The sequence below is a fragment of the Brevundimonas nasdae genome (assembly GCF_016654005.1).
In the GTDB taxonomy this organism is placed as follows: Bacteria; Pseudomonadota; Alphaproteobacteria; order Caulobacterales; family Caulobacteraceae; genus Brevundimonas; species Brevundimonas nasdae.
Map to the genome: position 1 here is coordinate 227,095 of NZ_JAEPWN010000002.1, position 26,751 is coordinate 253,845.

A 26,751-nucleotide genomic window follows, 5' to 3' on the forward strand; every position below is an offset into this window, starting at 1 on the left:
TCTTTTCAGTTCAACAAGATAAAGAAGTGGCGCGCCCCGCCTGAGCGGAGATCGCAGCCCCTTATCGTGCGCCGCGCCCAATCAGAATCAAAGGCAAGCTAAAAGGCTGCGCGGCATCGCGCAGGTTTGCAGCAGCCACCTCAGTGGGTGGCGTGGGCGTCACCAGACCTGACGAAGGCTGCGTCGCCGGTCAGATCGCCATAGACCATGCACAGGTCTTCGAAGACGCGATTCCATGCAAACTGACTGACGGCCTTCTCACGCGCTGCGCGGCCGATGGCTTCGATGTCCCGCTCAAACAAGGCCTCGATCGCCTGGGCATAGGCGTCGGCGTCTGCACGCGTCGCCAGTTGCCCGACTGTCTCATCCACCGTCTCAGCCACGCCGCCCGCATTCACGCCGACGACCGGACGCCCACAGGCCATGGCCTCCAGCACGATCAGGCCGAACGGCTCCTTGTCATTCGCATGAACGAAGGCGTCACAGCTGGCGATGATCTTGGCGACCGCCTTGGGGTCCGTCTCATAGGGCATCGAGATCACTCGATCTTCCGCCGGCATTCCTGAACCCGCGCCGACCAACACCAGATGATAGGGTGCGCCCAGATTCTGGACCGCCTCGATCAGGACATCGACATTCTTTTCCTTGGCGGGCCGCCCGGCGAAGCACAGCAGGCGCGCATCGGCGCCCAGGCCCAACTCGTTCAGCAGCCACTGCCGATCTCTGCGTTCGGGACGGAAGGTGTCGATTTCAACGCCCAGCGGACGAATGACGATATTGCCTACGCCCGCCTCTTCCAGCCGCCGCGCAATAAAGCGGCTGGGCGACACGACGCGATCGAATTGAGAGAATAGCTTGGCCCAGCGTTTCTGAACGGGCTTCTTGGCCCATTCGCCGAAATGCAGCGCGGCCAGGCCTGCGGGATCCGAGTGGCAGAAACCGACAACCGGGCAGCCGACACGTTGCCCGGCCTCCAGCGCGCCCTGCCCTGCTGTATAGGGATCGCCCGCCTCGATGATCGACGGCTTGCTCGCCGCCACCCAGGCGCTCCAGCGCCGGACAGAGCTGGGCCAACGATAGCCGTCCCCGAACGGCAGCTTGGCCGCCCGCAACCGCACGATCCCATCGGCCGCCGCCCTGTGGCGCGCGCCGGGGACGATCAGTGAATGGGCGACGCCCGGACGGTTTTCCGCCAGCCACGCCTTCTTCGACAGCAGGTAACGCTTCACGCCGCCGGAACGCGGCGCGAACAGCATGGTCGTGTCCACCAAGCGGGGACGGTCATCATGAGACGCAATCTTCAACGCCCTCAGCGTCTCAGCGACCTCTACATCCAGCCCAGGAATAAGCCGCAGCTCGCTTTCCTGAACTTCAAGGTCGGTCATGCTCATGAAAATCGTCTCGCCTGGTCGGGCCTGCCGAACGCCAGAGGCGTCGTTTGGATGCGTGGCGCGGATATGCGCTTGACCATTTCGCCGCCCGTAAACCCACGCGTTGCAAAGCTCAATAGGAGCAACGAGAAATCCGTCCGATCCCGACGCAAGATCATAGGCGTAAATGCGCTGGAAGACCGCTTTCGACGGCATGTCGGTCCGCGTTGAAAATCCTATGGCCTTGCATTCGCCTCAAATTCGATAAACTTGAGGAAGGCTGGCGCATACCCTGCTAAAGGGTCGCCCATCTTGTGATCGTGTGACCACCAGGGGTTTTCTTTCGAATGCGTATTCTGCTTGCGACCGCCGTAGCGATCGCCCCCCTGTTGGCTGCTGCTGGCGCTCAGGCCGAGATCGTCATCTCGTCTGACCGCACCACGCCGATCCGTACATCCAACGCCACCGGCACAGCGGCGGACAATATCCGAATCGCCAGCGGCGGCAGCATCACCCTGACCAGCGGCACGGCCGTCACTCTGGATTCGAACAATACGGTCACCGTCGATGCTGGCGGTTCGATCTCGATGCTCAAGTCCGACGACGGCGCCACCGCCATCCTCGCCCAAGGCGGACGCACGGGCGGCGTCAAGGTGGACGGCGCCATCAACATCACCGACACGCTTGAAACCAGCGAGTTGCACAAGCCCTTCGCCACAGGAACAGATCGCTACGGCGTCCGGGTCACCGGCCCAGGCGCCTTCATCGGCAACGTGGAGGTGGGCGCCAGCGGCTCGATCAAGGTCGAAGGCAACAACAGCTACGCCATGTCGATCGAATCCGCCCTGAACGGCAATCTGTCGATGCTGGGCGCGCTGTCCGTCGTGGGTGACAACACCTATGGCCTGCGCACGACCGGCGCCATCGACGGGAACGTCACGCTTGCAGGCAGCATCGCGGCGACGGGTCTGAACGCCCGTGGCGCATCGTTGGAAGGCGACATCAGCGGCGGCGTGAAGGTTCGCTCATCCATCGCCACGACGGGCTACCGCTACACCACCCCTCCTCCGGCCCGCCCCACTGGATGGACGTCCGAGGACAAGAACACTTATCTTGAAGACCTCGACGCCAATGATCTGCTTCAAGGCGGTCCGGCGCTAACCATCGCCGCGAATATCGCCAAGGGCGTCCTTCTAGCGGTCGACTATGATGACAAGGGCGAGCCTGTAGCAGGCCAGACCGCGCCCTCAATCATCTCGCTCGGCGGCGCCCCAGCGATTCAGATCGGCTCCGACACCCAAGCGATTACGCTCGGCGTCGCCGGAACCGGCAATGACGCCTATGGTTTCGTCAACCGCGGCACAGTGACCGGCAGCGGCGTCTATGCCGGTGTCAACGCCCGCGCCCTTCAACTGGGCACGGCCAGCGGCCAGTCCGTCACCGTCGATGGCGGCGTACGAAACGAAGGCACGATCACAGCCTCAGCCAAGGACGCCGATGCGACAACCATCTGGATCAATTCCGGCGTAACGACGCCGACCCTGATCAACACCAATACAATCCAGGCTGGGGTGGTTGGCACCGGCGACCATACAGCGACCGCTGTTCAGATCGGCGCTGGCGCCAACCTGCCCTCGTTCACCAACTCTGGCTCCATCAGTTCCGCAATCAACGGCGACAAGGGTACTGTTTACGGCATTCGCGATCTTTCCGGGTCGCTGACCGAATTCACCAACAAGGGGAACTTGGTCGTCGGCTTTGTCTCGAACGCAGATAACTCCACAGCGGCGGACCGTCAGGCCACAGCCATTGATCTGTCCGCCAATACAACGGGCGTAACGATCCGCCAGACCGCCCCAGATCAACCAGCGGACACCAAGGAAGAAGATAAGAAATCAGCTTCCATCGTCGGCAACATCAAACTGGGCGACGGCAATGACCTCGTCAGCATCGAGAACGGCACAGTTGTCGGCGATATCGCCTTCGGTGCTGGCGCGGACCGGCTGAACATCTCGGGCGGCTCGACAGTCAGCGGTGCAATCACGGCCAGCGACGGTCAACTCGACATCAACGTGTCCAAGGGCACGCTGAACGCCACCCAGACAACAGCATCATCGATTTCGAATCTGAACATCGGCGCCGACGGCACCTTGGTCGTCATGCTCGACCCGGCCGCAAACAAGACCGGCGGCTTCAACGTCAGCGGCAACGCCACCTTGGCTGACGGCGCGGCGCTTGGCGTGCGGTTCAACTCTCTTCTCGCCGCACCAGAGCGTTTCACGATAATCGAGGCCGGGTCGATCAATGTCGGCACCATCGACCAGACCCTTCTCAACTCGAATTCGCCATACCTCTATGTCGTCAACGCTGGCGTGGATCAGGCCGCCGGTCAGCTGTATGTCGACGCTCGCCGCCGCACCGCAGCCGAAGCCAATCTCATCCCCGTGGAAGCCTCAGCCTTCGACGCCGTATATGGCGCGCTCGGCTCGAACGAGGCGCTGAAGAATCTCTTCCTTTCGCGCACCAATCGCGACGACTTCATGGACGTCTATCAGCAAATGCTTCCCGACCATTCGGGCGGCCCGCTGATGTCTCTGTCCGCTGGCGTAGATGCAGTGACGCGCGCGCTGACAGGCCGCAACGCAACAGCCGCCCCGGGCGAAACCAGCGCCTGGGTGCAGGAAATCAACTTCTACGCCGACAAGGACAAGACCGACAGCTACGGCTTCCGTTCGGAAGGTTTCGGCATCGCGGGCGGCGTCGAAAAGGGCACCAATCTCGGCGCCTTCGGCATCTCGGCGGCCTTCACCTCCTCCGACATCAAGGAGCCGGAGTCCAAGGCCGAGGAAACCCTGTCCGCCAGCCTGCTGGAGTTGGGCCTCTACTGGCGCGCGCAGGGTCAATACTGGACAACCTGGGCTCGCGCCGCCGGCGGCTACGCCAGCTTCAACGCCAAGCGTTCGCTGGTGGCCGAAGGCCTCTATCTGAACAACAAGTCCGACTGGCACGGCTGGACCGCGGCTGCGGCTGGCGGCGCTTCGTATGAGCGCAACTTCGGCCGCCTGAACGTGCGTCCCGAAGTCTATGCCGAGTATTTCCGCCTGTCCGAGGATGGCCGCACCGAGCAGGGCGGCGGCGACGGCTTCGACCTCGACATCGACTCGCGCGACAGCCACATCTTCTCGGCCGTGGCGGCGATGAACATCGGCTACGGCTTCGGCCAGAACGGCTGGCTGCGCCCCGAACTGCGCATCGGTTATCGCCAGAACATCTCAGTCGACGCCGGTGAAACCATCGCCCGCTTCGCCAGCGGCGGTCAGTCCTTCACCCTGACGCCCGACGCCATTGAAGGCGGCGGTCTGATCCTGGGCTTCCGTGTCAACTTCGGCAACAACCTTGGCATGCTGTCACTGACCGGAGACGCCGAACTGCTGGAAGACTACGTCCGCTACTCGCTTCTGCTGCGAGCCAGCTTCCGGTTCTGAGAACCGAACAATCATAGAATTAGAGGTCGCCAGTTTCAGCTGGCGGCCTTTTTTCTTGCCTCCACGACCGCCATGGCGGTGCGTAGCGTTGCTTATACCTTGGTATAAGCAACGCATCCTAAAGAGCCGCCGCCGTAAACCTGTGCGGCATGGCTTAAATGCCCGGATTTGCTAGATAGATCCTGTCCCGTCGGTAATCCGGCTGGACGCAAACAGGAAACCCGAAATGCCAGACGACAGTAGTCGACAGATGGCGACGCACAGGGTTTTGAGACGAGGCTGAGGGATCGGTCTCGTCTTGATGGCTGTGCGGCCGTCAAGGAGTAGAGACATGAACCTCGCAATCCATGCGCGGCGGACTGCCGCATTCGCCCGAAATTCCGGACTAGCGGACAAGGTCCGCGCTCGGACGCGCGCCCTTCCCCTGGCCCGCCCGTGGTTCGTGCGGACCGGGCTTTTGCTGGCCGCCTATCAGGCGCGCGGCGTCGACGGAGCGCGGTGACCGTGAACCGGTTGATCCCCGCACTGCATCCGGTCCTGCTGCACCCGCCCCGAGAGCGCGCGCCCTAGCGCCCTGCATCGGCCCTGCACGGGCCTGAGCCAACCCGTTCCCCCGACCTGACCGTGCCTGCACGGTCCAGCCCGTCTGCACGTCTGTGGCGTGTGGCGGGTCGCCGCTGCCTGTCGTCTCGACAGCAGGAGATCTGCATCATGAACATCAATGTGAACCTCACTGGCTCGAAGGCCCGTTCGCTCGACGCGAGCAGACTGGCCCCTGCCTGGCCCCCGACAGACATCGGCGTCATGGCGATTTCCTCCGACGGCCTGACCGACGAAGTCGCCGCGCGCCGTCTGGCGCAGGACGGGGCGAACGTCGTTGCGCGCGAACGCCGCCTGTCGCCGCTGGTTCAGTTCGTGCTGGCCTTCAAGAACCCCTTCATCGGCGTGCTGCTGGCGCTGGCCGCCATCAGCAGCGTCACCGACATCATCCTGCCGATGCGGGCGGGCGAGGCACCGGACTATATCGGCGTAGTCATCATCCTGGTGATGGTGGGCCTCAGCGCCGTGCTGCGCTTCTGGCAGGAGTTCCGCTCGGCCAAGGCGGCCGAGGCGCTGAAGGCGATGGTCGGCAACTCCGCCACCGTCATGCGCCGCGCCGACGCCGCGACGCCCGGCGCACTGCGCGAAATCCCGATGGCCGAGATCGTCGTCGGCGACGTGGTCTATCTGTCGGCGGGCGACATGGTCCCGGCGGACGTGCGTCTGCTCGATTCCCGCGACCTTTTCATCAGTCAGGCCGCCCTGACCGGCGAGGCCATTCCGGTCGAGAAATACGACACCTTGGGCGCAGTGTCGGCCAAGTCCGCCGAGGCCGTGGCGACCGCCGACGGCGACCCTCTGGATCACCCCAACGCCTGTTTCATGGGCACCAATGTCGTCAGCGGCACGGCGACGGCCCTGGTCGTCGCGACCGGTCCGCGCACCTATTTCGGATCACTGGCCAAGGCCATCGTCGGGTCCCGCGCCGAGACGGCGTTCGACCGGGGCGTCAACAGCGTCAGCTGGCTGCTGATCCGCTTCATGCTGGTGATGGTTCCCATCGTGCTGCTGGTGAACGGCTTCACCAAGGGCGACTGGATGAACGCCTTCCTGTTCGCCCTGGCCGTCGCGGTCGGGCTGACCCCGGAAATGCTGCCGATGATCGTGTCGTCCAACCTGGCCAAGGGCGCCATGGCCATGTCGCGCCGCAAGGTGGTGGTGAAGCGCCTGAACGCCATTCAGAACTTCGGCGCAATGGATGTTCTGTGCACGGACAAGACCGGCACATTGACCCAGGACCGGATCATCCTGGCGCATCACTTCGACCTGTCGGGCGCAGCCGATGACCGTGTGCTGCAACTGGCCTGGCTGAACAGCCGTCATCAAAGCGGGGTCAAGAACCTGATGGACCGGGCCGTCGTCGATTTCGCCGACCGCCGTCCCGTCGCCCTGACCGCCGCGGCCGCCTATCGCAAGATCGACGAACTGCCGTTCGACTTCGTGCGTCGCCGCCTGTCCATCGTGGTCGAGAACAATGGCGACGGCGGCCAGATGCTGATCTGCAAGGGCGCGGTCGAGGAGATGCTGACCATCTCCACCGCCGTGCGCGACGGTCAGGCGACCCGTCCGCTGGACGACGCCGAGCGCCAACGCCTGCAACAGATGGCGCGCGGCTACAACGCCGACGGATTCCGCGTATTGGTCGTGGCCACCCGCGCCGTGCCCGCCGATCAGGCCCGCATCCGTTATGTGGTCGAGGACGAGGCTGATCTGGTGATCGAGGGCTTCCTGACCTTCCTCGACCCGCCCAAGGAGACGGCCCGACCCGCCATCGCCGCCCTGGCTGAACATGGGGTGGCGGTGAAGGTGCTGACCGGCGACAACGAGGTGGTCACCGCCAAGATCTGCCGCGAGGTGGGCCTGGAGCCGGGCCAGCCGGTTCTGGGGCGCGACATTGAGGTGATGGACGACGCAACCCTGGCCCGCGTGGTCGAGGAACGCACCGTCTTCGCCAAGCTGACGCCGCTGCAGAAATCCCGCGTGCTGAAAAGCCTTCAGGCCAATGGCCACACGGTCGGCTTCCTGGGCGACGGCATTAACGACGCTCCGGCCCTGCGCGACGCCGATGTCGGCATCTCGGTCGACAGCGGCACGGACATCGCCAAGGAATCCGCCGACATCATCCTGTTGGAAAAGAGCCTGATGGTTCTGGAGGAAGGCGTCATCAAGGGGCGCGAGACCTTCGGCAACATCATCAAATACCTGAACATGACGGCCAGCTCGAACTTCGGGAACGTCTTCTCGGTTCTGGTCGCCAGCGCCTTCATTCCCTTCCTGCCGATGCTGGCCATCCATCTGCTGATCCAGAACCTGATGTACGACTTCTCGCAACTGGCCCTGCCGTGGGACCGCATGGACAAGGCCTTCCTGAAGACGCCCCGCAAGTGGGACGCCAAGAACATCGGGCGTTTCATGGTCTGGATGGGGCCGACGTCGTCGATCTTCGACATCACGACCTTTGCGGTCATGTGGTTCGTGTTCGCGGCCAACTCGGTGGAAATGCAGTCGCTGTTCCAGTCGGGCTGGTTCGTCGAGGGGCTGCTGTCGCAGACGCTGGTGGTGCACATGCTGCGCACACAGAAGATCCCCTTCGTTCAGAGCACGGCGGCCCTGCCGGTTCTGCTGGCGACGGGTCTGGTCTGTGCGCTGGGCATTTATCTGCCCTTCTCGCCGGTCGGGGCGATGGTCGGACTGACGCCTCTGCCGCTGGCCTATTTCCCATGGCTGGTCGGAACCCTGCTGGCCTACTGCGTCCTGACGCAGGGTATGAAGACCCTCTATGTGCGCCGCTTTGGCCAGTGGTTCTGACCTGAGCTGAACAGGCGGGCGGTCGCGGCTTCACCCCGACCGCCCCTTTCACCGACAGGAGATGCGCCCATGCGTGATCTTGCCCGTCACCGCCCCACCGCCCTGCCCGTCAACTTCACCCCGTCGCTGCTGCAAAGGGTGACTGAGCGGCTGGACCTGTCCCGTCGCATCGGCTGGCCCTCTGCGGTCGCCGCCCGCCTGCTGCTCAGGGTCGTCCTGATCCTGACGCGGGCCAATGTCCTCAACGCCGCAGAGACGGCGGCCCTGCTTCGTGCGGTCCGCCGCCTCAATCATCTGGCCCTGTCCAGACTGATCCTCCCTCGCTGAACACGGAGCCAGATCCGATGGACGACCCATCCAGTCGCGGCGGTCGAAAGGCCGCCCCGTTAAACCCGGCCGACACCGACTGAGCGCGGTTTCGGCCCGATGACGGCTGCCTGCCGTCGCCCTGCCGAAAGCGTTTCTCATGTCCTGCATCTTGCCTTCCTTCGCCCGTCCTTCCCTCGTTCGAAAGACGGTTTTCACCCGCTACACCTCCCTGTCCATCCTGCGCCTCGTCTGGCGTCGGCTGATCGCGCTTGGCGTCTATCTGGCCCTGCTGGGCGCCTTCTTCCTGATCGGGGTTCCCCGGGCCAATGCGGGCGCCGGGCCGCACGTCATCGACGACGCCGGGGTCGAGACGCCCGGTCAGTGCCATGTCGAAAGCTGGACGACCTGGAGCCGCAACAGCCGACTGGTCAACGCCTCGCCCGCCTGCACCTTGGAGGCCCTGCCGCGTCTGGAGGTCGGCGGCGACCTGATCGGCGTGCGCGAAGGCGGCCGCTGGAACACGACCGTCGGACCGGCGCTGAAGCTGAACCTTGGGACCGAAGGCGCGCGCGTCGACTGGGCCGTCGGCGCCGCCGCTCATTACAGCCTCCGCACCGGCGCGCTGGAGGGCGCCGCCGTCACTCTGCCAGTTACGATCAGGATCAGCGACCGCGCCCGCTTCAACGCCAACCTGGCCTGGGACCACGATCCGTCAGCCCAGCATCGCAACGCCGCCTTCTATGGCGCCCAGATCGAATACGACCTGCGCCCCGGCCTGCTGCTGATGACGGAGACGTATCAACGTCACGCAGAGCCCCTAGGCGTCCAGACGGGGCTGCGGTGGACCCCGCGCCGGGGGCCGGTGGACGTCGACCTGCTGGTCGGCCTGCCGGACAGGGGGCGTGAGACGACGCTGACGCTGGGGCTGACCTTCCGGGGCGCCGGTCCTGGCTGGAACTGAGACGAAAGGACGAGACATGACCGATTTCAACACTCTGGGACAGGCGGTCCTGGCGCTGGGCGGCGCCTTCCTGCTGGGCGGACTGATCGGGTTCGAGCGGCAATGGCGGCAACGGCTGGCGGGCCTCAGGACCAACACTCTGGTCGCCCTGGGCGCCGCCACCTTCGTGCAGTTCTCGGCGCAGTTCGACGGCGACGCCAGCCCGACCCGCGTGGCGGCCCAGATCGTGTCAGGCATCGGTTTTCTGGGCGGCGGCATCATCTTCAAGGAAGGGCTGAACGTACGCGGCCTGAACACGGCGGCGACCCTGTGGTGTTCGGCGGCGGTGGGGGCCATGTGCGGGGCCGCCTTCTTCTTCCACGCCGCCGTCGCCACCGCCTTCCTCATCGCGGTCAACGCCCTGCTGCGCCCGTTGGTGCGCCTGCTGGACCGCCAGCCCGCCAGCCACACCGAACTGGAAAGCTGCTACGCCGTCAGCGTGGTCTGCCGCAGCGACGCCGAGGCCCATGTCCGCGCCCTGCTGCTGGGCGGACTGGGCGAGACGCTTCACATCCGCGAACTGGTCAGCGCCGATCTGGAAGGTTCAACAAATGTCGAGGTGCGCGCCGCCATCCACGCCGAAAGCCGGCAGGACCGTCTGGTCGAACAGATCGTCGGCCGCCTCAGCCTTGAACCCCGCATCACCGCCGCCCGCTGGCGCATCGTCGAAGCCTGACAGGCGGGCGACAAGACCTGCGCCTTGACCTAAGCTGGGCGCAGCAACGGAGATGACGGGCTTGCCAAGCGCCGCACGGATCAGATCGAATTACGCCGTCGTGCTGGCCGCCCTGGTGTTCGCCGTAGCGGCCATCTTCATCGCCGACACCCTGACCGACTACGCCGTCGCCGTGGCCATTTTCCACACGGCGGTCATGCTGGTGGCCACGCGGTTCCTGGGTGTTCGGGCGGTGGCGGCGCTGGCTGTCGCCTGCGTGGTCCTGACCTGTCTCAGCTTCGTGCTGACGCCGGCGGGCGACTACAAGATCGGCCTGATCAACACCGGCATCAGCGTGGTCGCCATCGGCGTCACCGCCTATCTGGGCCTAAAGCTGAAAGGCGCCGAAGCCCAGATACACGAGGCCCGCGAACGCATCACCCGCATCGCCCGTCTGACGACGCTGGGCCAGTTGACCGCCTCCATCGCCCATGAGGTCAGCCAACCCCTGGCCGCCATCGCAGCCAGCGCCGGAGCCGGACGCCGCTGGCTGACCCAGCCCCAGCCCAACACCGAAAAGGCCCTGGCCGCCGTCGACCGCATCACCCGCGACGCCGACCGGGCCAGCGAGATCCTGGACCGCGTGCGGCGTCTGGCTCGCAACGAGGCGCCCGCCTCGTCCATCTTTGATCTGAACGCCGCCGTGACCGAGATCATCGCCCTGTCGTCGTCAGCGGCGGGCGCCAGCGGTGCGGTGATCAATGCGGACCTGTCTGAGAGCCTGCCTGCCGCCTTCGCCGACCGGGTGCAGGTGCAGCAGGTGGTCAGCAACCTGCTGCTGAACGGGATCGAGGCCGCATCCGCCGTCCCGAAACTCAGCCCCCGACTGACCGTCACCACCCGTCTGGTCCAGGACCGCCTGACGGTCGCCGTCGCCGATAACGGCCCGGGGCTGTCAGCCGAGGCGGCGGAGCATCTTTACGACGCCTTCTGGACCACCAAGACCGGCGGTTTCGGCCTGGGCCTGACCATCTGCCGCACCATCGTCGAGGCCAATGGCGGGCGCATCTGGACCGAGGCCTCGCCTATGGGCGGCGCCCGTTTCGCCTTCGACCTGCCCGTCGCCGGAGACAAGCCATGACCCCGGATCAGCCAGCGCCCACCGTCTATGTGATCGACGACGACGCCTCGCTGCGCGCCAGCCTGGCGGACCTGCTGGATTCCGTGTCCCTGCACACCCGCGTCTTCGCCTCGGTGCAGGACTTTCTGACCGCGCCGCGCGGCGAGGGGCCCGCCTGCCTGATCCTGGACGTGCGGATGCCGGGCCAGAGCGGAACGGACTTTCATCAGCAGATGGAGCGGCTGGGCGTGCGCCTGCCGGTCATATTCATCACCGGTCACGGCGACATCGCCATGGGCGTCAAGGCGATCAAGGACGGCGCCGTCGACTTCCTGACCAAGCCCTTCCGCGATCAGGACCTGCTGGACGCGGTTCAGGTCGCCCTAGAGCGTGACCGCCAGCGACTGGCGCAAGCCGTCTCGACCTCGTCCCTTCAAGACCGCTGGCGCAGCCTGACCCCTGGTGAACGCGAGGTCGTGCGTCTGGTCGTGCGGGGCCAGTTGAACAAGCAGATCGCCGCCGAACTGGACGTCAAGGAAATCACCGTCAAAGTCCGCCGCGCCAAATCCATGAAGAAAATGGGCGCCGCCTCACTGACCGATCTGGTGCGAATGACCGACGAACTGACGGCGTTAGAGGGATAAATGCAAAACCAGAAGAATTAGATCAGTCGAACACGGACGCCAGTTGTTCTGGCCCCGCGCCTTCCTTGATTGCGCGCAGTTCGTAATAAAGCGCCGCCACGCCAGCCGAGGCCACCACGCTGGTCAGGGTGTTGGTCAGGGCGTTGGTGATCATGGTCACGACTGTACCGGGCGCGCCGCCGCCGAAGGTCCCACCAGCCGCCAGGTTCACCCCGCCCACCAACATGCCCACGACCATCGACAGGACCAGATAGATCACCAGCAGGCCGAATATGTGCCAGCGATAGCCGCGCGTCAGGTCGCGACTGCGCTGCATGGCTTCGAAAACGCCGCGCTTTTCAGCGACGACAGCAGGCGCCGATACGGACCACAGGACCGTCAACATTATGCCCGGCACAATCAATAGGATGTAGCCGAATCCTGTCGCTACGCCCGCGACGATCGCCAACCCCAAAAGCGGCAGGAACACTTTCGCACCCGCGCTCAGCGCCTCGCCAAAGGTGGTCTGCTTGTCGTTGAAGCTGTTGATCGCCGCCTTGACGACCATACCCTGCACCACATAGGCGCCCACCAAATACAAGGCCCAGCCCAGGATCATGGCAAGAAACGCCGTGGCGCTTGCCTCACTGGTGGTCAGATCGGCCTGACCGAAGGCCATCAAGGCGCTCGGGATGCCGACGAACAGGGCTGCGGCGGCAAAGAAGGCCATCCAGTTGCCCCTGATGGTCGAAAACGTCCGCCCAATCACCCGCCCAAGATCAAATCCTCCAAAACTGGACGACGTTCGAGGGGTTGCGCTCGCGATCGGCGGCGTCGCCAGGGCCATGATATCCTGCGCCTGGCGGTCGTCGGTGGCGATGAAATCCACGCGCTGCCCCACCTTCAAGGGCGAGGTCGCACGGACGGCGGAAGGCTCAAATCGATAACGCGCACCATCATCGCCAACGATGCTGCCAGTTCCGGCCTCATCGATCCCCAACACTTCACCGCGCATCGTCGCTCCAGCCGCACTGTCGTCCTGCGGCTATAATGACCAGCGATATGCGCGGAGCAAGCCGCCTTCAGGTCACCCGACGCTTTTCCAGTTTCCGCGCCAGGGTGCGTCGATGCATCCCCAGCCTGCGCGCGGCCTCGGAGATGTTGAAATCCGTCTCGACCAGGGTTTCGTGGATACGCTCCCACTCCAGCGTCTTGATCGAGGTGGGACGTGTGCCCAGAGGAGTCTCGGCGTCGCCGTCGGCCCGGCCGAACGCGGTTTCGATGTCGTCGGTGCTGGCGGGCTTGGCCAGATAATGCCGCGCGCCCAGTTTGATCGCCTCCACCGCCGTGGCGATGCTGGCGAACCCCGTCAGAACCACGATGTTCATTTCGGGGTCGAACGCGTGCAACGTCTCCACACAGTTCAGGCCAGATGCGCCGCCCAGCTTCAGGTCGACCACGGCATAGCCCGGCCGATGCACCTTCAGTACGTCGGCCATCTGTTCGGGGCTGGCCGCGCTGACGACCATGTAGCCCCGGCGTTCGAATGATCGTCGCAAGGTCGTGGAGAAGGATTCGTCGTCCTCGACGATCAGCAGCAGTCGCGTGTCATCGGTCATCAAGGCTCTCCTTCGGCGCCAGCGCCGCCAGCGGCAACGTCAGCCGCACCTCGCCCCCGCCCGCGGCGGGATTGGACGCCTCGACCTTGCCGCCCAGCGATCGGATCACGTTCATCAGCAGGAACAGGCCCAAGCCCGCGCCAGGGCGATCCTTGGTCGAGGCATAGGGTTTTCCCAGGTCAGCCAGGATCGACGGCGCAAAGCCCGGCCCATTGTCGCGCACGATGATGTCCAGGCTGTCGCCGACAAGGCTGATCGTCAGGCCGACACGTCTGGCGCCTGCCTCCACTGCATTGTCGAACAGGACGCCCATCACCTGACGCAGGGCCGGGTCGGCGATGATCACCGGGTTCTGGCTCAGGCGGTCATGGATTTCGGTGACCACGCCATCGCCCTTCCAGGCTTCGACCACGTCGGCGACAAAGGCGCGGACAGTCGTGCGTTCCGGCGCCTGGCCCCTCGCCTCTCCCGCCGACATCAGAATGCCGGTCACGATGGATTTGCAGCGTTCGACCTCGGCCCGCATCACCGCCATGTCCTGCGCCAGGTCTGCGTCATTGGTGAGGGTCGGCATTCGCTTCCAGTCGCTGAGGATCACCGACAGCGACGCCAGCGGCGTGCCCAGTTCATGCGCCGCACCGGACGCCAGCAAACCCATGCGGACGATGTGGTCATGCTCTGCCGTCTGCTGGCGAAGGGCCGCCATCGAGGCGTCGCGCTCACGCAGGTTCTGGCTGATCCGCGTCACGAACAGCACCAGAAGGACCGCCATCAGCACAAAACAGATCAGGCTGCCCTGCAGATACAGGCTCAACAGCGCATTCTCTCGCGTCGGCGGCAGGTTCAGCGGCAGATTATGAAGGCCCAGACCCGCAAAACAGGCGCTGGTGATGGCGATCAGCGCCCAGGCATAAACGGGCGCCAGCAGCACGGCGCCCATTACGACCTGCATCAGATAAAGCGCGGCGAACGGGTTGGCCGCGCCCCCCGTCAGGTACAGAAGCCAGGTCAGGGCCGCCACATCGGTCAGCAAGGCGACCATCAACTCCTGGTCCTCAACCCCGTTGCGCCGGGCGGTGATCGGCGCGCTGACCAGATTGACCAGAACCAGTCCAGTCGGCGCCACCAACAGCCAGAACAGCGGCAGCGGAATGCGCATCGCATAATGGACCAGCAGAATGGTCGCCACCTGCCCCGCCACCGCCAGCCATCGCAACTGGATCAGCAGCAGCATGTTCCGGCGGTTGGCGCCGTCGTGCGACAGCATGGCGACATTCCAGCCGCCCAGGCCCAACAGCCGCTGCAGATTGGTTGTCATGACCTGCGCCGACGCTCTTCGCGCAGAAACAGGCCGAAGCCGACGACTGTCAGCAAGGCCATGCCGAACCAGGTCAAGGCGTAGATCAGATGGCTGTTTGGGAAACGGATCACCGTCAGCCCGCCCAGCGGCCAGCCGCCGGGATTGGGCGTCGCGTCCGCATCAACGAAATAAGGCGCGGCGTTCGACAGTTCGCGTCGCGCCGAAATCGCCGCCACATCGCGTGAGCGCCAGCGGTCGGCTTGCGGCTCGTTCGCACGAAGGAAACCGCCTTTCGGCTCGCTGATGCGCAACAGGCCGACGACCGTCTGCTCACCCGTCAGTTGACCGTCCGCGCGCAACGGCGGATCACGACGTTCGGGCGTAACGAAGCCCCGGTTGACCAGAACCGTGAAACCACGGGCGTCCGCTAGAGGCGTCATGACCCAGAAGCCCGCGCCTGCGTCAGTCACCGCCTGCACAAATGTCTCGCGGTCATTCTGGAAGACGCCGTGGACCGACACGCGGCGATACTGATCATTGCTGCGCGTCACCGTCGCCCATTCCGCAGGTCCCGGCGCGGGAACAGGGGCGGCGTGGACCCGGGCGTCGACCTGGGCGATCAAGGCCGTCTTCCACATCAGGCGCTGAACCTGCCAGCCGCCCAACGCCAGAAAGCCGACGAAAAGCACCAGCGCTGCGACCGACACGATGGTCCGTGTCAGTCGCGAACGCGGCACCTTGTCAGGTTGGGGGTCGATGATCCCGCCCCCGTCAGCCGACCATCTGCGTCATGTCGTGCGTCGGCATCATGTTGGTGTTCAGGTGGTGCATGACCCACAGCGAACCCGCCAGGCAGATGAACACGATCACGATCGTGAAGATCAGGGCCAGCATATTCCAGCCGCCCTCCGACTTGGTGTTCATGTGCAGGAAGTAGATCATGTGAACCACGATCTGCACGACGGCGAAGGCCATCACGATCAGGGCGGTCGCCTGCGCAGGCAGAGCGCCGGTCATGACCAGGGCGAACGGAATGGCCGTCAGGATCACCGACAGGACGAAACCGATCATATAGCTCTTGAACGAGCCGTGATCGTGGTCGTCGTGCGCGTCGTGACCGTGATGGTCGTCGTGGTGCGCCTCGGCGGCGTGATTGTCAGCGCTCATCGCAGCATGCCCAGCAGATAGACAAAGGTGAAGACGCCGATCCAGATGACGTCCAGGAAGTGCCAGAACATCGACAGGCACATCAGGCGGCGCTTGTTGGCGGGGATCAGGCCCTTGAACTTGACCTGAACCATCAGCGTCACCAGCCAGATGATGCCGAAGGTCACGTGCAGGCCGTGGGTGCCCACCAGGACGAAGAAGGACGACAGGAAGGCGCTGCGTTGGGGCGTCGCGCCCTCATGGATCAGGTGTGCGAATTCATAGAGTTCAATCCCCAGGAAGGCCAGGCCGAACAGGCCCGTGACGGCCAGCCAGACCAGGGTCTGGTTGATCCGGTTCTTGCCCATCGCCAGCATGGCGAAGCCATAGGTGATCGACGAGAACAGCAGCATGGCGGTGTTCACCGCCACCAGATCCAGGTCGAACAGCTCCTTGGGTCCTGGGCCGGCGGCGTAGTTGCCGCCCAGGACGCCGAAGGTGGCGAACAGCATCGCAAAGATGAGGCAGTCGCTCATCAGATACATCCAGAAGCCCAGCCCGGTGCTGGAGCCCTCCGGGTGATGCGGCTCTTCCGGCAGGTGGAAGACGACAGGTTCGTCGGTCTTGATCGCGGTCGCGCTCATGGATCAGGCCTCCGTTCCGGCCAGGGCGCGGGTGCGCGCATCTTCTGTTTCGCGCACTTCCTCCACCGGGATGTAGTAGTCGCGGTTGTAGTTGAAGGTGTGAGCGATCGCGACGGCGATCACCGCCAGGAAGCTCAGCGCCGCCAGCCACCAGATGTACCAGACCAGCGCCAGACCCATCACCAGGGACAGGCCCGAGATGATGATGCCCGTGCCCGTGTTCTTGGGCATGTGGATCGCAGCGAAGCCGGTCTTTGGACGCTTGTATCCGCGGCGCTTCATGTCCCACCAGGCGTCGGTGTCATAGACGACCGGCGTGAAGGCGAAGTTGTAGTCCGGCGGAGGCGAAGACGTCGCCCATTCCAGAGTGCGGCCACCCCACGGATCGCCCGTTTCGTCGCGCAGCTTGTCGCGGTTCTTAAAGCTGACAGCGAACTGGACCAGCATGGCCAGGATGCCCACTGCGATGACGGCGACGCCGACGGCGGCGATGACGAACCAGATCTGCAGCGACGGATCATCAAACACCCGCATGCGACGCGTGACGCCCATCAGGCCCAGCACATAGAGCGGGGCGAACGCCAGCCAGAAGCCGACAACCCAGCACCAGAAGCTGACCAGACCCCAGGTGCGGTCCAGCTTGAAGCCGAACGCCTTCGGGAACCAGAAGTTGATGCCGGCGAACAGACCGAACAGCACGCCTGCAATGATCACGTTGTGGAAGTGGGCGATCAGGAACAGGCTGTTGTGCAGCACGAAGTCAGCGGGCGGCACGGCCAGCATGACGCCCGTCATGCCGCCGACCACGAAGGTCAGCATGAAGGCGATCAGCCACATCATCGGCAGTTCGAAGCGGATGCGGCCACGATACATCGTGAACAGCCAGTTGAAGATCTTGGCCCCTGTCGGGATCGAGATGATCATGGTGGTGATCCCGAAGAACGAGTTCACCGATGCACCCGACCCCATGGTGAAGAAGTGGTGCAGCCAGACCAGGTACGACAGGATCGTGATGACCACGGTCGCATAGACCATCGACGTGTAGCCAAACAGACGCTTGCCCGAGAAGGTCGAGGCGACTTCAGAGAAGACCCCGAACAGCGGCAGGACCAGGATGTAAACCTCCGGGTGACCCCAGATCCAGATCAAGTTCACGTACATCATCGGGTTGCCGCCGAAGTCGTTCGTGAAGAAGTTGGTGCCGACGTAGCGGTCCAGCGTCAGCAAAGCCAGAACAGCCGTCAGGACGGGGAAGGACGCCACGATCAGGACGTTGGCGCACAGCGAGGTCCAGGTGAACACCGGCATCTTCATCATGCCCATGCCCGGCGCGCGCATCTTCACGATGGTCGCGATCAGGTTGATGCCGGACAGAGTTGTCCCCACCCCCGCGATCTGAAGCGCCCATATGTAGTAGTCGACCCCGACGCCGGGGCTGTAGCCAATGCCCGACAGCGGCGGATAGGCCAGCCAGCCGGTGCGGGCGAACTCGCCCACGAACAGCGAGGCCATGACCATCACGGCGCCGGCCGTGGTCATCCAGAAGCTGAAATTGTTCAGGAAGGGGAAGGACACGTCGCGCGCGCCGATCTGCAGCGGCACGACATAGTTCATCAGGCCCGTGATCAGCGGCATCGCCACGAAGAAGATCATGATCACGCCGTGGGCGGTGAAGATCTGGTCGTAGTGGTGCGCGTTCAGGTATCCCTCAGACCCGCCGAAGGCCATGGCCTGCTGGATGCGCATCATGATGGCGTCGGCGAAACCGCGCAGCAGCATGATGATGCCCAGGATCATGTACATGATCCCGATCTTCTTGTGGTCCACCGTGGTGAACCACTCCTTCCAGAGATAACCCCACAGTTTGAAATAGGTCAGCGCGCCCAGCAGGGCGACGCCGCCCAGGGCGACGACGATCATGGTCACGACCAGGATCGGTTCGTGCAGGGGCAGAGCTTCGAGCGTCAGACGCCCGAAGATCAGCGGAATGAGTTGGTCAGCGTTCATAGACTCTGTTCGCTCAGGCGGTGGGGGCGGAACGGACGTCGGTCGAAACCGGCCCCGTGGCGACTGGGTTGCGGACGATTGAGGAAAGGGAGGCCATCGGCACGCCCTGCGGCGTCAGGCCCTGCCCGGTGATCCGCGCCAGGCTGACCGGCGCAGAGATGTTGTCCAGTTCGGCGCGGCGGATGCGGTCGGCGGCGGCGGCTTCAGCCTGCAGCGGCGTGCAGATCGTCATGACGTAGCTGTCGTTCGAACCGAAATAGGCAGGCGACTTACCGCGTCCGGCGTACTTGTCGTACACCAGCGGCATGGTGTTGCGCACCGAGGCCATGTTCAGACCGCCGCGCTTGTCGATCTCCATCATCTCGCCCATGCACATCTTGCCCGGCTCGACGCACATGTTGAGGATCGAATCCCACAGCGCGCCGTCGACGTTCGCGAAGTGCATGACCGGGACCTTCTCGCTGGGCTTCTCCAGTTCCAGATAGCCTTCACGATCCAGCGAGCGGCTGTCCCTGCGGACCCCGGCGATCCACTGGTCGAAGCCAGCCTGATCAAGGCCGTGGAATTTGAAACGCATGTTCGAGAAGCCGTCGCCGGAATAGTTGGCCGAGAAGCCGACATATTCGCCCGGATGATTGATCACGGCGTGCAGCTTCGTCTCCATGCCGGGCATGGCGTAAATCTGACCGGCCAGGGCCGGGATGTAGAAGGAATTCATCACCGACGACGAGGTGATGTGGAAGCGGATCGGCCGATCAACCGGCGCCGCCAGTTCATTGACCGTGGCGATGCCGTACTCTGGATAGATGAACAGCCATTTCCAATCCAGCGCGACCACATTGACCTGCAGCGGCTCGACCTGCTCGCTGGCGGCCTGACCGGGCTTGATCCGATCCAGCGGGCGATACGGGTCTAGAAGGTGGGTTCCGGCCCAGGTGACAGCGCCCAGGAAGACGATGATCAGCAGAGGCGCGCCCCAGATCGCCACTTCCAGCGACGTGGAGTGATCCCAATCCGGATCGTATTCCTTCTCAACGGCCTTGTTCGATTCCCGATACTTGTAGGCGAAGAAGACCACCATCCCCATCACAGGGATGACGATGACCAGCATCAGAAGCGTGGAGAAGACCAGCAGGTCACGCTGCTGCGTGGCGATATCGCCCGCAGGATGAAGCACGACCATGTTGCAGGCCGACAGCAGGGCCACGAGGGGCGCGAGCAGGAGTAGGCGCAGACGGCGCAAGGCGGATCCAATCGAAAAGCGTCGGGCAAGGGGGAGGCGCCGCGACGGTTGGCGTTCGAATTGGCGGCGATAGTCAGCTTCGATCTGGAACGACATTGGACAATCTGTCCTATCCTCTCAGCGCGACTTTCGTCGCAAAGGCCGCGCGATCATAATGCGGCAATACGCCGTCGAGTCTAAACCCTAGTTTCAAACGGAGCGACTAAGCCCATGTCCGCCTCGACGACCCCTTCGTCAGAGTCGCTGGAACGCGACGCCGCCGCTATCAACTCGCATCACGGCAAAGTGGATGCAGGCGAAATCGCCATCGGCGTCATTATTGGCAGAACCTCCGAGTTTTTCGACTTCTTTGTGTACGCGATCGCCTCCGTGGTCGTGTTCCCGCAGTTGATCTTCCCGTTCGTTTCGCCGGTTGAAGGCACCCTGCTTTCATTTGCGGTCTTTGCGCTCGCCTTCCTGTTCCGCCCCCTTGGAACCCTGATCTTCATCGCCATCGACCGGAAGTTCGGCCGCGGCACGAAGCTGACGGCGGCGCTGCTGCTGCTTGGCACGGCGACTGTGTCCGTGGCCTTCATCCCTGGTTTCGAGAGCATCGGCATGTGGGCGCCGGTGTTGCTGGCCATCACCCGCATCGGCCAGGGCATCGCGCTGGGCGGCACCTGGGATGGTCTGGCCTCTCTGCTGGCCCTGAACGCGCCTGAGAAGCGCCGCGGCTGGTACGCCATGATCCCGCAACTGGGTGCGCCGTTCGGCCTGCTGGTCGCCTCGGCCCTGTTCGCCTTCTTCCTGAACACCCTGTCGGCGGCTGACTTCCTGGACTGGGGCTGGCGCTATCCGTTCTTCGTGGCCTTTGCGATCAACGTCGTAGCCCTGTTCGCGCGCCTGCGCATTGTGGTGACGCCCGCCTTCCAGAAGGCGTTCGAAACCAAGGAATTGCAGCCGACGCCGGTTTCACAAGCCATTCGCGAGGAAGGTCCGCGCATCTGGATCGGCGCCTTCGCCCCTCTGGCCAGCTTCGCCATGTTCCACATGGTGACCGTCTTCCCGCTGTCGTGGGTCTTCCTGTTCACCAACGAAACGCCGGTTCGCTTCCTGCTGATCGAGATGGTCGGCGCGGTCTTCGGCCTGATCGCCATCCTGGCGTCCGGCGTGCTGGCTGACCGTTACGGCCGCCGCACTCTGCTGGCGATCACCGCCGCCGGCATCGCCGCCTTCTCGGGCTTTGCGCCGCAACTGCTGAACGGCGGCGCGGCGGGCGAGCTGACCTTCATGATCTCGGGCTTCATCCTGCTGGGCCTGTCGTTCGGCCAGGCGTCGGGCCCCGTGGCCTCCAGCTTCAGCCTGACAAACCGCTACACCTCGTCCGCCCTGACGTCGGACCTGGCCTGGCTGTTCGGCGCGGGCTTCGCGCCTCTGGCCGCCCTGTGGATCTCCAGCCACTTCGGCCTGATCGCCGCAGGCGCCTATCTGCTTTCCGGCGCGGTCTTCACCCTGCTGGCCCTGTGGCTGAACCGCGAACTGGCGGGCAGCGCCTCTGACCGCCCTCGCAAACGCGCGGCCTGAGCCCCAGCGACAAGCTGAAATGACGACGCCGCCCGCTGATCCAGCGGGCGGCGTTTTCGTGTGTGTTCGAATGTGACGTCAGCGACGCGCTGGAAAGCCGCCTACTCTTCATCGGCAAAGGGCGGCGGCAGTTGGCCAGATTTGAAGATGATCGTGGGTTCTTCGTCGTAGTCGCCCAACTCGGTGTCAGCAGATACAGCGAAGGCCACGACGCCCAGACGCAAAGGCGCCAGACGTTCGGCCTTGCGACGCGCCTCCTCTGCATCCTTGCAGCCGACCTGCGGCTCCGCGCGCAGGGACTTTCCCCTGCCCTGCACATAGGACTGGATGATGTAAACGGTTTCGGTGGCCATCCGCATCCAAGGGGCCTGTTCGGGGCAAAGGTCAACCGCCCGCCCCGAACATCCGGGGCTCAGCCTCAGATCAGGCCATGGCCCTTGGGCAGTTCGGCATAGCGGTGCACGCGCGTCGCCATGACCAGGCCAAAGCCGATCATCACCGTCAGCATCACCGTGCCGCCATAGGACAACAACGGCATGGGCACGCCCACGACCGGCGCCAGCCCCATCACCATCGCGCCATTGATCAGCACATAGAGGGCGAAGGTCGCCGTCACGCCCGACGACGCCAGCCGCCCGAAATGGCTGTGCGACAGCGAGGCGATACGCAGAGAAATCAGGATGATCCCCGCATAACAGGCCAACAGGGTGAAGGAGCCCAGGAATCCAAACTCCTCGGACACGGCCGAAAAGATGAAGTCCGTCTGCTTCTCAGGCAGGAACTCAAGCTGGCTCTGGCTGCCCAGACCAAACCCCTTGCCCAGCAGGCCGCCAGACCCAAGCGCGATCTTGGACTGCATGATGTGATAGCCGGTTCCGGACGGATCGGCCTCTGGATCCAGGAAGGTCAGCACCCGGTGTCGCTGGTACTCATGCATGCCGAACATGACATAGGGCGGCACGAAGGCGACGCCCGCCGCCACAACGGCGCCAATGATCTTCCAGCTCAGGCCCGCCATGAACATGATGGCGGCGCCGGTCAGGCCGATCAGCATGGCCGACCCCAGATCGGGCTGGTGCGCCACCAGCAGGAACGGCAGTCCGATGATGCCGATCGGGAAGATCAGCTTCCAATGGAAACTGGCCTCCTTGGCCGAGGCCCCGTGATACCAGCGCGCCAGGGCCAGCACGACGCCGATCTTCATGATTTCGGAAGGCTGGATGCGCGTAAAACCGATGTTCAGCCAACGCGTCGCGCCCATGGCCGTGTAGCCCAGACCCGGAATCTCGATCAGCGCCAGCATCAGAAGCGCCACCCCATAAACGGGATAGGCCATCGAGAACCAGTAGCGGATGTTGATCATCGACAGGACCAGCATCAGCGCCAGACACATGCCGAAGCGGATCATGTGTTTTGCAGCCCAGGGCGACCAGGATCCGCCACCGACCGAATACAGCATCAGCCCGCCCGTACCGGCGACGACGCAGATCAAGGCCGCCAGACGCCAGTCGATCTGGGTCAATTTGGTCGAAAACCGCTCGCGCTCGCCCGGTCTTGAAATGGCGGAAGCGGTCACTGTGTCACCTCTGGCGGCGGTGCGGCGACATCGACTGCTGGCGCGTCGATCGGCTCTCCGCGGGCCTCGGCCTCACGCACGCCGGCGTCTTCGGGCGCTTCGAAGCCTGCGTGTTCGATACGGGCGCGGATGTCCGGGTCCTTCAGCAGGGCGACCTTCATCACCTCACGGGCGCGCGGCGCGCCAGCCGTGCCGCCGCCCAGACCGCCGTGCTGAACAATCACGGACACGGCGTAGCGGGGATTGTCGGTCGGAGCATAGGCGATGAACAGGTTATGGTCCTTCTGGGCCCAGGGGCGGCCTGCGCCCTTGCGTGATCCCGCGCCATAGTTCTGGGCCTGAGCGGTGCCGGTCTTACCGGCCATGCGCACGGCGCCCAGCCCCAGCTGGCTGTTGCGGAAGCCCGTGCCCCCGACGTCCGTCACCGCCTCCATGCCGTCGCGAAGGACTTTCAGCATTTGCGGGTCATAGGGCAGTTCGCCAAACGGCGTGCCCGCCTTCTGCTCGACGCCGCCGATCGACTTGATCAGGCGCGGCATGACGGCCTGGCGGCCATTGGCGATGCGCGACGTATAGACGGCCAACTGCAGCGCATTGACGTTCAAGGCGCCCTGCCCGATCCCATAGCTGGGCGTCTCGCCGGGATACCATTTGCCGTCCCCGCGCACCGGGTTCCGACGCCGCCATTCGCGATCGGGCACCAGCCCCGCCTTCTGTCCGGTCAGACCGATGTCGAAGGTCTGGCCGAAGCCCAGGTCGCGCGCCGTCTCAGCGATGGCGTCGGGGCCAAACTCGGTGGCGATCGTCATGAAATAGACGTTGCAGGAATTCTTGATCGCGCCGCGCAGGTCCTGCGCGCCATGCCGTCCAAGGCAGGCGAACCGGCGGCCCAGGAAGAAGCTGCCGTTGCACACCACGCGGCGGCTGGGGTCCCAACCGCGCTTCATGGCCGCCAGACCGACAACGGGCTTGAACGTCGAGCCCGGAGCGAAGGTGCCGCCCAGGGCCTTGTCCAGCAGGGGGCGGCGCTCATAGTCGGCCAGCGCGCGGTAAGCCTTGGAGGGTATGCCCGACACGAACAGGTTCGGGTCGAACGACGGCGACGACACCATGGCCAGAATGTCGCCGTTGCGCACATCCATGACGACGCAGCTGCCGGATTCTTCGCCAAACACCTCCAGGGCGCGGTTCTGGATGTCGGCGTCCAGCGTCAGGATGACTTCCTGCCCCTGCACCGCCGGACGTGATCCGCCGATGTCCTCGGCGACAACACGGCCACGCGCATCGACCTCGACGCGGTTCCCCCCCGCCTGGCCGCGCAGATCCTGATCCAGCGCCTTTTCGATGCCCTGACGCCCGATGCGGAAGCTGGGATTGAACAACAGGGCCGGAGGCTGCTGCCCCTTGTCGCGAATGGCCTGGACGTCCCGATCCGAGACCTTGGCCACATAGCCGATCACATGGGCGAAGGCTCCGCCGAACGGGTAATATCGCGCCTCGTTCATGTCGGCCATCACGCCCGGCAGTTCCGGCGCGTACTGATTGACCTTGGCGAACTCCTCCCAGGTCAGGTCGCTCTTGACCGGCACCGGGTTGAACTTGGACGCGGCGTTGACCTCGCGAATGATAGCGCGGCGGCGATCCATCGTGTCGGGCAGAAGCTGCCCCAGCAGATCCAGGGTCTGGTCCAGGTCCTTGGTCTCGTCACGCACCACCAGCACGCGGAAGCTGGGCCGGTTGCCCGCGATGACCACCCCGTTCCGATCCTTGATCACGCCGCGCGGCGGGGGGACCATGCGGAAGTTGAACTGGTTCTGCGACGACAGGGTCGCATATTCCTGCGCCTGAACGATCTGAAGCTGCGCCAGCCGTCCGACCAAGGCCAGAATGCCCAGACCGCTGAAACCGCCAAACACGAATGTCCGACGCAGGAACGAGCCCTGACGTTCATTGACATCGGAAAAGAAGATTGACGGTTCGCTCATCGGAACCTCGTGTCGCTGTCGTCGAAACGCTCCAGAAGCCAATCGACCGCCGGGTAAAGCAGCAGCGTGGGCAGCACCTGTAGCACCAGCGACAGGATGGCCGGCGGATTGCCCGAACGCATGGCCACGATCAGATAGGCCATCAGGAAGGCGCCCAATGTGCAGGCGGCGTACCAGGCGAAGCGGATCAGTCCTTCATGTCCGGCGATCAGGTTCCTGGCGAACAGGACCGTGCAGTACACGCTCATCAGCGCCAACGACCACAGGCCCAGAGGCCCTTCCCAGAACAGGTCCAGAAACACCCCCAGGCCGAACAGAACCGCCGGTGCGATCATCGACGGCCGGATCAAGGGCCAACAGAAGGCCAGCACCATCGGGATCACCGGCTCGGGTAAGTGCAGGCCGAAAAGCTGGACCGGCATGCCGAGGATGATGGTGGCGGCTACAACCGCCAGGGCCGGATAGACAATCCACTGAAGAGGCCCAACGACGCGGACCGCGGTAGACCGTTTCACGGGGCGCCTGCCGGTGCTGGATCAGGTTGCGCAGGCGCAGGCGTCGTGGGGGCCGGAGCAGCCGCCGACGGCTGGGCCGGGCGTGCGACGGGGCGCGGCGTCGGCGTACTTGCGGCAGGAGTCGCAGGCGCAGGCGTCGGTGCTGGGGCATTCGCCGCCGCAGCAGCCCGCGCCGCCTGAGCTTCCGCCGCTGCACGACGGCGCGCCGCCGCATCCGCAATGGCCGCAGCCTGTGCCGCATTCGGCTCAGGCGCCGTGGTCAAACCCGCCAGAGGCGCCGCGTTCAAGGCGTCCGGATTAATCAACTGGCCAAAGTCCTGGAACAGCAGCACACGGACATAGTCGATGGCGCCCCGGTCGCTGAACAGCTTGACGCGCCAGCTGCCGTCGACGCCCTTGGCGGCGACGCCTATGGGAATGCCGCGTGGCAGACCGCCGCCGTCGCCCGACGACAGGATGCGATCACCCGGCTGGACCGACCCCGTGCCGCGAACAAACTCAAGGCGCGGATTGCCGCTGCCGTCACCCGTCATGACAGCCCGCGCATCCGTGCGGTCGATCAGAACCGGCAAGCGCGAAGCCACATCGGTCAGCATGATCATGCGGCTGACGCCGCCGGTCACGCCGCTGATCCTGCCCACCAGTCCATCCTCATTGAGCACAGGATTGCCGACGCGAACGCCCTTGGATGAACCGACGTCCAACAGCTTGGCGCGATTGAAGGGACCGCGCGCATCCGAGATCGCCCGTCCGGCGACCATAGCCACGGCAGGCTCGCTACGCAGGCCCAGCATGGCTTCGTAACGACCGTTGACGTTCTTCAAGGCGATCGCCTCGTCACGCCATGACCGCAGGTCTGCAATCTCGGCCTTCAATCGGCGGTTCTCGGACACGGCGAAGAAATAGCCGCCGATGAAGCTGCTGGCGTCTCCGAACCAATGAACTGGGGCAGCCAGGACATTGCTGACCGGCCCGACAACAGTCTCAAACCCGCCGCGCAGAGTGCTGTAGCTGGACTCGGCGTCCGCGGTGCGACGGTCGCTGATGAGCAGAAGCACGGCGCCGATTATGGCGACCACAGCCACGACCGCGGCGGTCCAAGCCAGCGGCACCTTCAGGTTTTCAAAAGGGCCGTCGCGAAACGCCACGGGCGACCTTCCACACAAGGGGTTTGGAATCGGCG

General features: G+C 64.4%; 23 protein-coding genes. 9 read left to right on the plus strand and 14 right to left on the minus strand.

The window, feature by feature from the left end:
• Window positions 1-140 precede the first annotated feature (140 nt).
• Window positions 141-1,391 (minus strand): glycosyltransferase, encoded by a 1,251-nt coding sequence (locus tag JKF87_RS04375; protein ID WP_201097656.1) that lies wholly within the window; start codon window positions 1,389-1,391, stop codon window positions 141-143.
• Between the two features lie 326 nt (window positions 1,392-1,717).
• On the opposite strand from JKF87_RS04375, the gene JKF87_RS04380 reads away from it, so the two are divergent.
• From JKF87_RS04380 to JKF87_RS04415, 8 genes are all read left to right on the plus strand, one after another.
• A complete protein-coding gene (locus tag JKF87_RS04380; protein ID WP_201097658.1) occupies window positions 1,718-4,855 on the plus strand; it encodes an autotransporter domain-containing protein in 3,138 nt (1,045 codons plus the stop codon).
• A gap of 331 nt (window positions 4,856-5,186) precedes the next feature.
• Window positions 5,187-5,357 carry a hypothetical protein gene (locus JKF87_RS04385; protein ID WP_201097660.1) on the plus strand — a complete coding sequence of 57 codons (171 nt, stop codon included), beginning with the start codon at window positions 5,187-5,189 and terminating at the stop codon, window positions 5,355-5,357.
• Between the two features lie 209 nt (window positions 5,358-5,566).
• A complete protein-coding gene (gene mgtA / locus JKF87_RS04390; protein WP_201097662.1) occupies window positions 5,567-8,263 on the plus strand; it encodes a magnesium-translocating P-type ATPase in 2,697 nt (898 codons plus the stop codon).
• Window positions 8,264-8,332: 69 nt separating this feature from the next.
• On the plus strand, window positions 8,333-8,590 hold the full coding sequence (locus tag JKF87_RS04395; RefSeq protein WP_201097664.1) for a hypothetical protein: 258 nt from the start codon (window positions 8,333-8,335) through the stop codon (window positions 8,588-8,590).
• Between the two features lie 139 nt (window positions 8,591-8,729).
• A complete protein-coding gene (locus JKF87_RS04400) occupies window positions 8,730-9,533 on the plus strand; it encodes a hypothetical protein (protein ID WP_201097666.1) in 804 nt (267 codons plus the stop codon).
• 16 nt (window positions 9,534-9,549) lie between these two features.
• A complete protein-coding gene (locus JKF87_RS04405; RefSeq protein WP_201097668.1) occupies window positions 9,550-10,248 on the plus strand; it encodes an MgtC/SapB family protein in 699 nt (232 codons plus the stop codon).
• A gap of 61 nt (window positions 10,249-10,309) precedes the next feature.
• Window positions 10,310-11,368, plus strand: coding sequence for a sensor histidine kinase (locus JKF87_RS04410; RefSeq protein WP_201097670.1), 1,059 nt, complete (start codon window positions 10,310-10,312; stop codon window positions 11,366-11,368).
• A complete protein-coding gene (locus JKF87_RS04415) occupies window positions 11,365-11,991 on the plus strand; it encodes a response regulator transcription factor (protein WP_201097672.1) in 627 nt (208 codons plus the stop codon). Before JKF87_RS04410 ends, JKF87_RS04415 begins: the two co-directional genes overlap by 4 nt.
• Before the next feature lie 22 nt (window positions 11,992-12,013).
• Here the strand turns inward: JKF87_RS04415 and JKF87_RS04420 are convergent, their stop codons facing one another.
• The 8 genes from JKF87_RS04420 to cyoA all read right to left on the minus strand — a co-directional run bounded on the left by JKF87_RS04420 (window position 12,014) and on the right by cyoA (window position 19,929).
• On the minus strand, window positions 12,014-12,700 hold the full coding sequence (locus JKF87_RS04420) for a YciC family protein (protein ID WP_201097674.1): 687 nt from the start codon (window positions 12,698-12,700) through the stop codon (window positions 12,014-12,016).
• Window positions 12,701-13,052: 352 nt separating this feature from the next.
• Window positions 13,053-13,589: a response regulator transcription factor gene (locus JKF87_RS04425; RefSeq protein ID WP_201097676.1), complete on the minus strand. Its 537-nt coding sequence runs from the start codon at window positions 13,587-13,589 to the stop codon at window positions 13,053-13,055.
• The gene (locus tag JKF87_RS04430) at window positions 13,579-14,907 is read right to left on the minus strand and encodes an ATP-binding protein (RefSeq protein WP_201097678.1); all 1,329 of its coding nucleotides are present in this window, start codon (window positions 14,905-14,907) and stop codon (window positions 13,579-13,581) included. The genes JKF87_RS04425 and JKF87_RS04430 overlap by 11 nt, the downstream gene beginning before the upstream one ends.
• On the minus strand, window positions 14,904-15,596 hold the full coding sequence (locus JKF87_RS04435) for an SURF1 family protein (RefSeq protein WP_307417433.1): 693 nt from the start codon (window positions 15,594-15,596) through the stop codon (window positions 14,904-14,906). The genes JKF87_RS04430 and JKF87_RS04435 overlap by 4 nt, the downstream gene beginning before the upstream one ends.
• Window positions 15,597-15,660: 64 nt before the next feature.
• Entirely contained in the window at window positions 15,661-16,056 is a 396-nt protein-coding gene (gene cyoD, locus JKF87_RS04440; protein WP_201097680.1) for a cytochrome o ubiquinol oxidase subunit IV, read from the minus strand.
• Complete coding sequence (cyoC, locus tag JKF87_RS04445) at window positions 16,053-16,679, minus strand: cytochrome o ubiquinol oxidase subunit III (RefSeq protein ID WP_201097682.1); 627 nt, start codon at window positions 16,677-16,679, stop codon at window positions 16,053-16,055. The genes cyoD and cyoC overlap by 4 nt, the downstream gene beginning before the upstream one ends.
• A gap of 3 nt (window positions 16,680-16,682) precedes the next feature.
• Window positions 16,683-18,686, minus strand: a complete 2,004-nt coding sequence (gene cyoB / locus JKF87_RS04450) for a cytochrome o ubiquinol oxidase subunit I (RefSeq protein WP_201097685.1) — start codon at window positions 18,684-18,686, stop codon at window positions 16,683-16,685.
• Window positions 18,687-18,699: 13 nt separating this feature from the next.
• Window positions 18,700-19,929: a ubiquinol oxidase subunit II gene (cyoA, locus tag JKF87_RS04455; protein ID WP_236261110.1), complete on the minus strand. Its 1,230-nt coding sequence runs from the start codon at window positions 19,927-19,929 to the stop codon at window positions 18,700-18,702.
• 210 nt (window positions 19,930-20,139) lie between these two features.
• Between cyoA and JKF87_RS04460 the strand changes: the two genes are divergently transcribed.
• Complete coding sequence (locus JKF87_RS04460; RefSeq protein ID WP_201097689.1) at window positions 20,140-21,492, plus strand: MFS transporter; 1,353 nt, start codon at window positions 20,140-20,142, stop codon at window positions 21,490-21,492.
• Window positions 21,493-21,593: 101 nt separating this feature from the next.
• Here JKF87_RS04460 and JKF87_RS04465 read toward each other — a convergent pair whose 3' ends face one another.
• The 5 genes from JKF87_RS04465 to mreC all read right to left on the minus strand — a co-directional run bounded on the left by JKF87_RS04465 (window position 21,594) and on the right by mreC (window position 26,716).
• Window positions 21,594-21,845, minus strand: coding sequence for a hypothetical protein (locus tag JKF87_RS04465; RefSeq protein WP_201097691.1), 252 nt, complete (start codon window positions 21,843-21,845; stop codon window positions 21,594-21,596).
• 65 nt (window positions 21,846-21,910) lie between these two features.
• Complete coding sequence (rodA, locus tag JKF87_RS04470) at window positions 21,911-23,068, minus strand: rod shape-determining protein RodA (RefSeq protein ID WP_201097693.1); 1,158 nt, start codon at window positions 23,066-23,068, stop codon at window positions 21,911-21,913.
• The gene (mrdA, locus tag JKF87_RS04475) at window positions 23,065-25,053 is read right to left on the minus strand and encodes a penicillin-binding protein 2 (protein ID WP_201097695.1); all 1,989 of its coding nucleotides are present in this window, start codon (window positions 25,051-25,053) and stop codon (window positions 23,065-23,067) included. The genes rodA and mrdA overlap by 4 nt, the downstream gene beginning before the upstream one ends.
• A complete protein-coding gene (locus JKF87_RS04480) occupies window positions 25,050-25,568 on the minus strand; it encodes a hypothetical protein (protein ID WP_201097697.1) in 519 nt (172 codons plus the stop codon). The genes mrdA and JKF87_RS04480 overlap by 4 nt, the downstream gene beginning before the upstream one ends.
• On the minus strand, window positions 25,565-26,716 hold the full coding sequence (gene mreC / locus JKF87_RS04485) for a rod shape-determining protein MreC (RefSeq protein ID WP_201097699.1): 1,152 nt from the start codon (window positions 26,714-26,716) through the stop codon (window positions 25,565-25,567). Before mreC ends, JKF87_RS04480 begins: the two co-directional genes overlap by 4 nt.
• Window positions 26,717-26,751 lie beyond the last annotated feature (35 nt).